At 49.6% G+C, this 11,649-nt stretch carries 12 protein-coding genes; 3 read left to right on the top strand and 9 right to left on the bottom strand.

The window, feature by feature from the left end:
• Window positions 1-65: 65 nt before the first annotated feature.
• The 7 genes from AC1RVX_RS18860 to mltG all read right to left on the bottom strand — a co-directional run bounded on the left by AC1RVX_RS18860 (window position 66) and on the right by mltG (window position 6,643).
• The gene (locus AC1RVX_RS18860; RefSeq protein WP_493218142.1) at window positions 66-1,718 is read right to left on the bottom strand and encodes a 3-(methylthio)propionyl-CoA ligase; all 1,653 of its coding nucleotides are present in this window, start codon (window positions 1,716-1,718) and stop codon (window positions 66-68) included.
• A 287-nt stretch (window positions 1,719-2,005) separates the two neighbouring features.
• Window positions 2,006-2,911, bottom strand: coding sequence for a 23S rRNA (adenine(2030)-N(6))-methyltransferase RlmJ (locus AC1RVX_RS18865; protein ID WP_493218143.1), 906 nt, complete (start codon window positions 2,909-2,911; stop codon window positions 2,006-2,008).
• Between the two features lie 104 nt (window positions 2,912-3,015).
• Window positions 3,016-3,519, bottom strand: coding sequence for a GNAT family N-acetyltransferase (locus AC1RVX_RS18870; RefSeq protein WP_493218144.1), 504 nt, complete (start codon window positions 3,517-3,519; stop codon window positions 3,016-3,018).
• Between the two features lie 10 nt (window positions 3,520-3,529).
• Window positions 3,530-3,919 (bottom strand): PilZ domain-containing protein, encoded by a 390-nt coding sequence (locus AC1RVX_RS18875; RefSeq protein ID WP_493218145.1) that lies wholly within the window; start codon window positions 3,917-3,919, stop codon window positions 3,530-3,532.
• A 20-nt stretch (window positions 3,920-3,939) separates the two neighbouring features.
• Window positions 3,940-4,974, bottom strand: coding sequence for a DNA polymerase III subunit delta' (gene holB, locus AC1RVX_RS18880; protein WP_493218146.1), 1,035 nt, complete (start codon window positions 4,972-4,974; stop codon window positions 3,940-3,942).
• Window positions 4,971-5,627, bottom strand: a complete 657-nt coding sequence (gene tmk / locus AC1RVX_RS18885; protein WP_493218147.1) for a dTMP kinase — start codon at window positions 5,625-5,627, stop codon at window positions 4,971-4,973. The genes holB and tmk overlap by 4 nt, the downstream gene beginning before the upstream one ends.
• Before the next feature lie 29 nt (window positions 5,628-5,656).
• Complete coding sequence (gene mltG / locus AC1RVX_RS18890; RefSeq protein ID WP_493218148.1) at window positions 5,657-6,643, bottom strand: endolytic transglycosylase MltG; 987 nt, start codon at window positions 6,641-6,643, stop codon at window positions 5,657-5,659.
• Window positions 6,644-6,784: 141 nt separating this feature from the next.
• Here mltG and ygfZ point away from each other — a divergent pair, with 141 nt between their 5' ends.
• From ygfZ to AC1RVX_RS18905, 3 genes are read left to right on the top strand one after another with little or no spacing between them, the layout of a single operon-like run.
• Window positions 6,785-7,825, top strand: a complete 1,041-nt coding sequence (gene ygfZ / locus AC1RVX_RS18895) for a CAF17-like 4Fe-4S cluster assembly/insertion protein YgfZ (protein WP_493218149.1) — start codon at window positions 6,785-6,787, stop codon at window positions 7,823-7,825.
• A gap of 15 nt (window positions 7,826-7,840) precedes the next feature.
• Complete coding sequence (locus tag AC1RVX_RS18900; protein ID WP_493218150.1) at window positions 7,841-8,167, top strand: DUF4936 family protein; 327 nt, start codon at window positions 7,841-7,843, stop codon at window positions 8,165-8,167.
• A complete protein-coding gene (locus tag AC1RVX_RS18905; RefSeq protein WP_493218151.1) occupies window positions 8,158-8,904 on the top strand; it encodes an NRDE family protein in 747 nt (248 codons plus the stop codon). Before AC1RVX_RS18900 ends, AC1RVX_RS18905 begins: the two co-directional genes overlap by 10 nt.
• 206 nt (window positions 8,905-9,110) lie before the next feature.
• Here AC1RVX_RS18905 and AC1RVX_RS18910 read toward each other — a convergent pair whose 3' ends face one another.
• Complete coding sequence (locus AC1RVX_RS18910) at window positions 9,111-9,905, bottom strand: phosphodiesterase (protein ID WP_493218152.1); 795 nt, start codon at window positions 9,903-9,905, stop codon at window positions 9,111-9,113.
• Between the two features lie 377 nt (window positions 9,906-10,282).
• Window positions 10,283-11,593, bottom strand: a complete 1,311-nt coding sequence (locus AC1RVX_RS18915; protein ID WP_493218153.1) for a homoserine dehydrogenase — start codon at window positions 11,591-11,593, stop codon at window positions 10,283-10,285.
• Window positions 11,594-11,649: the final 56 nt, after the last annotated feature.

Raw genomic sequence — 11,649 nt, forward strand, 5'->3', positions numbered from 1 at the left:
CGTTTTATAAGCACTTCACAAACTGAAGCAGAATTTAAAGTACCCTGCTTTCAGCTTGCCACTTCCTATGCAGTTGGTAGTTTATGATCCTTGAATTGCTCCCTGAGTTTATTTTTCAAAATTTTGCCAGTCGCACCCAAAGGCAAGCTGTCGATAAACACGACATCATCCGGCAACCACCATTTTGCGACCTTACCATCAAAATATTGCAATAGCTCTTCTTTGCTGATTTCTGCCCCAGGCTTTTTCACTACCAACAACAATGGACGCTCATCCCATTTAGGATGAAAGACGCCTATGCAAGCTGCCTGTAAAACTGCCGGATGTGATACCGCCACGTTTTCGAGGTCTATCGTGCCTATCCATTCGCCGCCGGACTTGATCACGTCCTTGCTGCGATCAGTGATCTGCATGTAGCCATCACCGTCTATGGTCGCCACGTCACCGGTTGGAAACCAGCCATCTTCAAGTACATCACCACCTTCGTTTTTATAATAATGGTCAATAATCCATTGTCCCTTGACCAGCAAATTGCCATAGGTTTTACCGTCCCATGGCAATTCTTTGCCAGCGTCATCCACGATTTTCATGTCAACACCATACAATACGTGCCCCTGTTTTTCCAGGATGGACTGTTTTTCATCCTCCCCCAGATCAGTGTGTTTGGCCATCAGCGTACCTGCCGTACCCAATGGCGACATCTCAGTCATGCCCCAGGCATGAACCACTTCCACACCATAGGTATGGCGCAGGGTTTTCATCATCGCTGGTGGGCAGGCTGAACCGCCAATCACCGTGCGTTTGAAACTGGAAAATTTCAGATTGTTTTGTGCCACATAAGTCAGCAGTCCCAGCCAAACCGTGGGAACACCAGCCGAGAAAGTCACTTTCTCCTGCTCGAACAATTCATACAGGGATTTACCGTCAAGATGTGGGCCGGGAAATACCAGTTTGGAACCGTTCAACGGCGCAGAATATGGCAAGCCCCAGGCATTGACGTGAAACATCGGTACTACCGGCAAGATGGAGTCGCGGGCGGACACGTTCAAGCCGTCAGGTAATGATGAAGCATAAGAATGCAGGATGGTGGAACGATGTGAATACAGCGCCCCCTTTGGATTACCTGTAGTACCAGAGGTATAGCACAGGCTGGAGGCTGAATTTTCGTCAAATACCGGCCAGGTAAAGTCATCGCTATTGGCGTCGATCACGTCTTCATACGCCATCAGGTTGGGAATTTTGCTGTCTACAGGCAGTTTGTCATGATCACACATCATGATGTAACCCTTGATGCCGGGGCAATGACTGGCAATCGCCTGCACGATGGGCAAGAAAGTCATGTCAAACAACAGATACTGGTCTTCGGCGTGATTGGCGATATAGGCAATTTGTTCTGGATGCAGCCTGGGGTTAATGGTGTGCAGGACTGCCCCAGAGCCAGATACTGCGTAATAGGCTTCCAGATGCCGGTAACCGTTCCAGGCCAGTGTCGCAATGCGGTCGCCTATTTTGACACCCATCCCGGCGAAGGCGTTCGCCAGTTTTTTGGCACGTTTGTGGCATTCACTATAGTTGTAGCGATGAATATCACCTTCAACGCGACGAGAAACGATTTCGTTTTTCCCAAAATAACGATCGGCGTGCTCAATAAGACTGGAAATAAGCATTGGCTTGCTCATCATTTGCCCCATCAAAGGGCTCATCGGGTAAGACGACATTTGTTCTCCTGAAATGTGCGACGTTATGAATTAATTTGCTGATCACCTGACAGGCTGAATTTTATTCTTTACCGATTTTTGTACGACCGTACTAATCCGTCAATGAGTATTTCTTCCGCAACGCACAACCAGTACTGTCCCTAGTCTTCCTGTTTTACTGTCTCCATAAACAAAAATGCGGAAGAATCTCTCTTCCGCATCGCAACAATCATGAAACTGGACTTGTATCCGAAAAGCGAGTTTTGCACTCTCCCTGTCGTTTTTTGCCCGCTTCCTCCATACTTAATTCAGCGTTTACCGGTTACGGGTCCGTCGCCAGACTCCAGAACAAAACCAGCACCGGTCTCCTTACCCAAAACACTGACCAGATAAGGCATGACCTCTCTGAGGGTAGCAACCAGGGTCCAAGGGGGATTAAGAATGAACATGCCGCTGCTGTGCAGGCCAAAACCATCAGGCGATGGGCCGCTGATGGACAGTGTCACGTTGAGCCAGCTATTGGCCTGCATGCGCTTGAGTTTCTCAGGCAGGCTGCGGGATTCCTGCCTTTGCAATACTGGATACCAGACTGCAAACGTACCTGTAGGGAAACGTTTCAGCGCATCTTCCAGGCAAACCTTGACACGCCGGTAATCATCCTTGACTTCATATGGCGGGTCGATCAGCACCAGAGCACGACGTGAGGGTGGCGGCAACAATGCTTTCATGCTTTCAAAACCGTCACCGGCAGAAATGATCACGCGCTTGCCACGCACGGTTTGACGCCTGCCCTGCTCGGCAGCATGGGCATCAAGCTTGCGAAAATTTTCAGCAAGTATCTTGATTTCACTGGGATGCAACTCGAACAGACGCAAACGATCCTGCTCACGCATGACGGCATTCGCGCAATATGGCGAACCGGGGTAATAGCGCATTTTGCCACTGGGGTTCAGGTCCTTGATCAACTTCATGTAGGACAGCATTGCCTCTGGCAGGTCTTTACGGTCCCATAAGGGGGCAATACCGGTCTCGAATTCTGCATTCTTGCTGGCATAACCGCTATCCAGGGAATACAAGCCAGCGCCAGAATGGGTGTCGATATAAGTATAGGCCGTGTCTTTTTGCCCCATGTATTCCAGTAACTGGATCAGGACAAAATGTTTAAGGACATCGGCATGATTGCCAGCATGAAAGCCGTGACGATAGCTGAGCATAGTGAAAAACCTTCAAAAAATAAGAAACAACGGCTCGCATCGCAAGTCGTTTAAAAATGACAACAAGGTGAAGCTACAGGAGCCGCGTCGACGATACCGACAGCTTAGGCTACACGCTTGCCAAGAATGATTAAATCGCGTTCTATGCCATCCAGTGTAGCGACGCGTGGCATGTTGGCCCAGGTTTCAAAGTCAAATGCAGCGAATAATTTCAGGCTGGGTAAATTGTGACCAAAAATAAAACCAAGCAAGGTATGTACATGAATGGAAGGTGCAAAAGCGATAGCCTGGTTTAAAAAATACCGTCCCAAGCCTTTCCCTCTGGATGCTTCATGCAGGTAAATCGACAATTCGGCAGTACCTGAATAGGCCGGTCTGCCATAAAAATTGGAAAACGACAGCCAGCCTATGACCTGTCCATCCTGCTCACAAACCCAGAGCGGGCGGGATTCAGGATAATGCTCATGAAACCAGGCATGACGGGATTCAACGCTGACAGGTTCAGTATCAGCAGTAACCTCACGCGATGCTACGGTTGAATTATAAATGGCAACGATTTGCGGCAAGTCTTCAAAGCGTGCCAGGCGGTGTGTAAATGCTTGCGACATCTGTTCAGGCTCAAAGTGTATGTGTCGCTCTGGACGAACGTATCGCTGCACCAAGCAGTTCTTCCACACGCAGGCGTATGCGAGTGCCACTTTCATCATCTGGAAAATGCACGCCTATGCCTTGCGACTTGTTGTTGCCAGCTCCGGCTGGCGTAATCCATGCCACTTTGCCAGCAATCGGATATTTGTTCGGGTCATCAAGCAGAGTCAAAATCAGGTAAATCTCTTCGCCCAGGCGATAGCTTTTATTGGTAGGAACAAAAATGCCGCCATTTTTCAAAAATGGCATATATGCAGCAAACAAGGCCGCCTTTTCCTTGATGGCCAAAGACAACACCGAAGGACGATTGGGCGAGGGTATATTGAGCGGAACACTGGGATCTGCTGGTAAATCTGACATTTTCTGGCTTTCGCGATGCTTTAATCAAATAGTGCCGAGTATTCCAGCAACATATCTTCCAAAAATAATTTGGCTGATAAAGGGTGGCTGGCTATTGCCTGTCTTTCATTGCAATTCTTGATGAATTTTTGCAAAACAGCTTCATCCGCCTGCAATGATAAGGCTCGCAACTCTTTTTCATAGCGAGGATGATACCGGATTCTGCCACTTTGTTTATAGGAAAATATATCGTAGAGCCACCGCTGTAGCCATCCAACGACGACTGGCATATCCATTTTCTGCATTTTATCGGCAGTCTTGAGACTAAGTTCCGTACCTGGCTTGCTCAGATATCCCAAAAACTCATCCAGATCTGAACGCAAATCCGATTGTGCCATCTCAAAGGCTGCCAACGGTGCCCCACCCTGCTGCGCCAGCCAGACATCGGCTTCCCGCACACCTTGCTGTTGCAGCCATTGCAGGGCGATGGCCGGATCAGGCAAACCAAGTGGAAATTTATGGCAACGTGACAAGATGGTCGGTAACAACCGGTCTATGCTGTTTGATATCAGGATAAATACGGTATTAGGATTCGGTTCCTCCAGCGATTTCAGCAAGGCATTGGCAGCTGGCACATTCAGCGCTTCAGCTGGATACAGGACAATCACCCTTCTGCCGCTGCGATGTGTAGATATATTCATGAAATCCGACAGGGCGCGAATCTGATTGATGACAATCTCTTTAGATGGTGCCTTGCTGGCCTTGGCTGACTTGCTGACAGGTTCTGCGTCTGCCTCACCAGATTGCGCCTCATCTTCATCCAGCAGTTCTGGTCGTACGCGACGGTAATCAGGATGGCTGTATTGGGTGAACCAGCCACATGAACCACATTGCTGGCACGCGTGACCGCCTTCACCCGGGCTTTCACATAGCAGCGATTGCGCCAGGTGTTCGGCAAACACCGTCTTGCCTATACCCTGCGGACCATGCAAGAGAAAGGCATGCGGCAGACGTTGCCCCAGTGCTTGCAATTGTTGCCAGGCGTCTTGCTGCCAGCTGTAGAGTGGATGGGTCATGCTGCTGATTGAGCGCTATCGAGCAGCTCATCCATCAATGTATCCAGTTGCAAACGTATGTCGGCAATGCTTTGAGTCGAATCGATGATCCTGAAACGCTGCGGAAATTCTGCCGCACGACGCAGGTATTCCTGTCTGGTGGCGGCAAAGAAATCTGCCTTTTCCTGCTCAAACTTGTCCAGCTCACGGGTAGCATCCAGGCGTGCCCTGGCAACTTCCAGTGGCACATCAAACAACAGAGTCAGGTCCGGTTGCAAACCGGGGTGCACCCATTGTTCCAGCGCATTCAGTTTATCCAGTGGTAATTTCCTGCCACCACCCTGATATGCAAAAGTAGCATCGGTAAAGCGGTCAGAAATCACCCAGTCACCTCGTTCAAGTGCTGGTTGTATCAATTGCGCCAGATGTTCACGCCTGACGGCGAACATCAGCAGAGCTTCAGTTTCCAGATGCATTTTGTGCTGCAGCAGAAGTTCACGCAGGGTTTCACCCAGAGGTGTGCCACCTGGCTCACGACTACAAATAACTTTTATGCCGCGCCCTTGCAGTTTTTCCTGCAGTCGTCCGGCGACATAGGCGATATGTGTCGATTTCCCGGCACCGTCTATGCCTTCAAAGGTAATGAATTTTCCTGTTTGGTTCTTGCTCTGCATATTTTTGATAGTTATTTAGCGTTGATACTTCAACGCTGGTACTTATTCACCGCTCGGTTGTGGTCATCCAGGTTATCTGAAAACTGACTGGTACCATTGCCACGCGCCACAAAGTATAAGGCATTGCTCTTGGCTGGGTTGAATGCTGCGGACAACGACTCCTTTCCTGGTAAGGCAATAGGCGTTGGCGGCAAGCCGACACGAGTATAGGTGTTATAGGGAGTATCGGTTAGCAAATCACGCTTGTATATTTTGCCCTGATAACGCTCACCCATGCCATAAATGACAGTAGGATCAGTCTGCAACAGCATGTCAAGCCGCAAGCGGTTGATGAACACTGCAGCAATCATATTACGTTCCGATTTCTGCCCTGTCTCTTTTTCTATGATGGAAGCCATGGTCAGTGCTTCATAGCGGTTTTTATACGGCAAATCAGATTCACGTGCCTTCCAGGCGTCATCAAGTTTTTTCAGTAATTGAGCATGTGCTTGCTGATATAGCTGCACATCCGAGCTGCCTTTGGCAAACCGGTAAGTATCCGGAAAGAACAAGCCTTCTGCCTGACTGAATTCAGGGCTGATCTTGCGCATCAGTTCTGCTTCGCTCAAGCCCTGGGTTTCATGCTTGATTGAAGGATGCGCGTCTACCAGCTTGCGCATCTGCTGAAAAGTCCAGCCTTCGATGACGACCAGACTAGCCATGGAAAATTCACCATTGACGATTTTATTCAGCAAATCCTGTGGCGTCTTACCTGCTTCGATTTCATACGACCCAGCCTTCAACTTGTTGGCTTTGCCCAAAACGCGTGCCAATGCTTCCAGCAACAAGGGATTCACTGGCACGCCTGCATCATGGATCTGGCGTGCAGAAGAGCGCACGCTACTACCCGGCTTAATCGCAAATTCTATGGCTGGTCCACTATCAAACAGCGGCTGCTGCATCCAGGTATAAAATCCATAGCCAGCAACGCATGCCAGCAGTATCAGCAAGAAAAAGAGTTTTTTTATATATCCCATGCGGGCAGCTTATTTAAAAATTGAGTGTGTTCTGACGCAATTTCGCGGACGCTACTATAATTCGCCTGAACAGGTGCAGGCAGTATTGTAAAGCCACTACGAACATTAAGCGAATCAGCAAAGAACAGTGAGTATATTGATATGACGTGGGAAGAATTTTTATCCAGCCAAGGCGCTGTTATTGAAAACGACGATACCCGGGGATTTGCACCTCACTGGCAATCCCATGCCTTGCAAACCGGTTTCGTCGCCCCTTTGACAGACCTGGGCCTGATTCTGGCTACCGGCGACGATGCTGCCAGCTTTCTGCACAATCAATTAAGTAATGACGTAGAACATCTGGATGCCACTGAAGTACGCCGTGCCGCCTATTGCACGGCCAAAGGCCGCATGCTGGCCAGCTTCTTGTACTGGAAAAACGAACAAGGCATTGTCTTGCAACTATCCCGACCTTTACAGCCCGCCCTGCAAAAACGTTTGCAAATGTTTGTATTAAGAGCAAAAGTGAAATTGCAGGACATTAATCCCGGCCAGATAGTGCTGGGCTTGGGTGGTGCAGCCGCTGCGGGCGTGTTGCAGAACTGGTTCCCACAATTACCCGCTGCTATCAATACCCAGGTCACCAATGCATCGGGCAGCCTGTTGCGTTTGCCGGATGCAGAACAGCAAGCGCGTTTTCAATGGATTACCTCGCCTGAACTGGCGCAGCAAGCCTGGCCCACAATCAGCAGCCAGTTACAGGTCGTGAACACAGCAGCCTGGCGCCTGACCGACATCCAGGCCGGTATTGCGACCATCGTCCCAAGCACGCAAGAGCAATTTGTTCCACAAATGGTCAACTTTGAGTTAATAGGCGGCGTTAACTTCAAAAAAGGATGTTATCCAGGACAGGAAATCGTGGCACGCAGCCAGTACCTGGGCAAGCTGAAGCGTCGCATGGGCCTGGCCAGGATAGCCACTGAGCAGGTATTGCCGGGCACAGAAATTTTCCACAGCGATGACGCAAGCCAGCCATGTGGCGTGGTGGTCAACGCCGAGCAAGAGCAAGCCGGTAGCAGCCTGGCATTGATTGAAATGAAATTGAGTGATCAGCAAGAAGGCAAACTGCATCTGACTTCTGCAACTGGCACAGAGATTGCATTACTGCCACTGCCTTACGAAATTTTGGACATTACGCAATAAACAACGAATGCGTCCATGAAGCCAGCAATAGCAAAAACGATAAAGACCGCCGATATGGATTGTTATATCTATTTTAAAGCCATGAGCCACCAGGAGACTGATGTGATCCTGCAAGAACAACTACTCCAGACCCATATGCAGCAACAATCTGGCGCTGCTCATCGCTTGCAAAGACGACCCTCTGCACAAGATGGCCTGCACACCTGGATGGAAATTCATCACCAGGTCAGCTCTGATTTTGAACAGCAACTGGCACAGGCGTATGCCCAAACCCGTTTATCCGAATTGCTACAGGGTGAACGACATATGGAATATTTTATGGACGTGAGCTTATGTGCCTGATTGTTTTCGCCTGGAAGCTGATACCTTGCACGCCGCTGATTTTTGCAGGCAATCGTGACGAATTTTATGAGCGCCCCGCCGCTGCAGCAGATTGGTGGCAAGACAATCCGCACATCTTTGCAGGTCGTGACTTGCAGTCTGGCGGCACTTGGCTGGGCATCACCAGCCAAAATGGTGCTGACAGCCTGACCACCAAATTTGCTGCCATCACCAATATCAGGGCCCCCGACGAACGTCGTGAAGATGCGCCGTCACGTGGGGAACTGGTCGCCAATTACCTGAATAGCCCGCTAAGTGCCAAGGACTATATCGCCAGCATCCGCGATCAGGTGGCCAGCTATAACGGCTTTAACCTGCTGCTGGGTGATCAGGAAGATCTGATCTGGTTTTCAAATCGTCATCTGGACGACGTGCGCAATGGTCAGCCCCTGCCGCCTGGCATCTATGGGATTTCCAATGCTGCGCTGGATACGCCCTGGCCAAAAGTTGTCAGGACCAAGGCAGAATTTGCCAGCATGATTTGTCAGCGCGCACCAGTCGATGCCTATTTTGAAGTATTGGCCAACACTACACCGGCACCAGACTGTCGCCTGCCGGATACCGGCATCTCGTTTGAGATGGAAAGATTATTGTCTTCCCCATGCATAGTTTCGCCAGACTATGGCACCAGGGTTACGACTGTGCTAAAAGTCCATAAAGACTACCCGGCAGAATTTCATGAGAAATTGCTGCGCTGATGCCAACCAACGTACACCAAAGCGCGATTGTATGTGTCAATTTCAAACTGCTGACACATCTCCCGACGTAGCTCGCAGGTGCCCGGCGCGTAGAACAAATGAAACTGCAGCCCTTGTAATTACTAACGCCCGGTTATCTTTCATCTGAAGGTAGAGTTTAGAAAATAACGCATTAGACGTAAGCGCCAAATATAAAAGCGCTATTTTTATGCAAATGCATAAGGACCGTCGAATTGACCGATTTGACTCAGGTGACTTACCATGCCATGTACCTCATCCCATAAATGCAACATGCATCCAGGCGTTCCCAGAAAAGACTCCGGGGCGGCATCGGCGGCCAAATGAAGAGCAATCTCTGTGGTACTACTAGGGCACGAACATACGACAGTCCCAGCCCAACGTCGAAACATCGTTCTATGTACATGACCACACACCACCAGCTCGATGTTGGTAAAGCTGCGTACAATAGACTCTAAGTGTGTTGAGTCTGTGTAGCGGTAGATGTCCATATATGGGATGCCACTAACGAACGGTGGATGATGCAACATCAGTACCGTAGGCTTGACCGGATTTTCTTCCAGGGTACGCTGTAGCCACGCAAGCCCGGCATCATCGACTCCCCCATGATGGAATCCTGGAACACATGAGTCCAGGGCCACGATTCGTACGGGGAAATCGTCGTAACAGTAATGCAGCGGACCATTTTGAGGCAAGTATAAATGTTCACTAAAAGCAGCGCGAAAATTGTCCCGATTATCGTGGTTGCCGGGGATGACTAAATAAGGAATTCTGAGTCCTGCCAATAAGTTCTTGGCAGTGTCATATTCCGCCATACGCCCATGATCCACTAGGTCGCCCGAAATTAAGAGTAGATCAGGTATGCGATCAAGCCCTTCCAGAGTTCTAAGCGCATCGCAAAACATCCGGTTTGAGTCCACCACGCCCTGATAAAGCTCACCAGCGGGTCGAATATGTGGATCAGAAATTTGCGCTATCAGCATTTGACACCTTTCTACCAGACAGAATACTGAACTTACTTAATGCTTGGTTGGAGGGGGCTGCTTTTACATTATGTACGCTTCAATCGTTGCTATTTAGGATCAAGCTAAAAGCTCTTCAACTTGCACACATTTTCCAGCTCTGCCGACAACCAGCTATCAAGTTATTACGCACTGCATGCACCGTTTACCATTCCAGTGTATTGCATAATGCGGACCTGGTGATGTTCGCGGCATCAGCATATTGCAATCTCTGCTGCACACTGGTCGCTATCTCCCCGCCAGAGAAAGAAAACGGCGCGACCATTATTTCATGGGCACGCCGTTTTTTACATAGTGCAGTCAGCGATCATGTAATGCGTGACCGCTGGCAGACGCTATCAGCTCAACTCTTCAAGGCGCAATTTAGTGACTGCACCAAAGATCGTATCAAGCTTCTCGATTTTTTCTATCGCCGCGACAATATTTTTCTCTTTGGTCTGATGCGTCAGGATAATGATGTCAGTCTGTGTTTCGCCTTCCGCTGGCTCTTTTTGCAGCATGGCGTCAATCGAAATCGTCAAGTCAGCCAGGATGCGTGTTACATCGGCCAATACACCAGGCTTGTCCGCAACGTGCATGCGCAGATAATAGCTGGTGACAATTTCTGACATCGGCAACACCGGCAAATCACTCAGGGAATGTGGCTGGAACGCCAGGTAAGGAACCCTGTGTTCAGGATCAGCTGTAGCCAGACGGGTAATATCAACCAGATCAGCAATAACGGCAGATGCAGTTGGTTCGGAGCCAGCACCTTTGCCGTAATACAGCGTAGCGCCGACAGCATCACCCTGCACCAATACTGCATTCATCGCACCTTCCACATTGGCGATCAGACGTTTTTCCGGGATCAGCGTAGGATGCACGCGCAGTTCTATACCTGCATCAGTACGTTTGCTGATCCCCAGCAATTTGATGCGATAGCCAAGTTCTTCAGCATAACGGATGTCGCTGGCTTGCAGCTTGGTAATGCCTTCGACGTGAGCTTTATCAAACTGCATGGGGATACCATAGGCTATCGACGCCATGATGGTAGCCTTGTGCGCAGCATCGACACCTTCGATATCGAAGGTAGGGTCGGCTTCAGCATAACCCAGTTCTTGCGCCTGTTTGAGTACAGTCGCAAAGTCCAGACCCTTGTCACGCATTTCCGACAGGATAAAATTGGTGGTGCCGTTAATGATGCCAGCGATCCACTGTATACGATTGGCGGTCAGGCCTTCACGCAACGCCTTGATGATGGGGATGCCGCCAGCAACAGCCGCTTCAAACGCCACCATGACGGATTTTTCCTGTGCCGCCTTGAAAATTTCATTGCCGTGGGTAGCCAGCAAAGCCTTGTTGGCAGTGACCACGTGTTTGCCGTTGGCAATGGCTTTCAATACCAAGTCTTTGGCGATGCCATAACCACCGATCAGTTCAATGACGATATCGATATCTGGATTGGTGACAACCAGGTTGGCATCGCTTACTACTTCGCATTCACCATTGGTCAATTCGCGTGCCCGCTCAACATTCAGGTCTGCCACCATGGCAATCTCAATCGAGCGACCTGCGCGACGCGTAATCTCTAACTGATTACGCTTCAAGACGTTGAAAGTGCCGGAGCCGACGGTGCCTATGCCTAACAGGCCTACTTTGATGGGTTTCATATGATTTCTAAACAATAAATGGATGTTAATCGGGGTTTGGGCAAAACCTTTGCAGC

Source organism: Undibacterium sp. GW821-FHT11B02 (assembly GCF_058808955.1).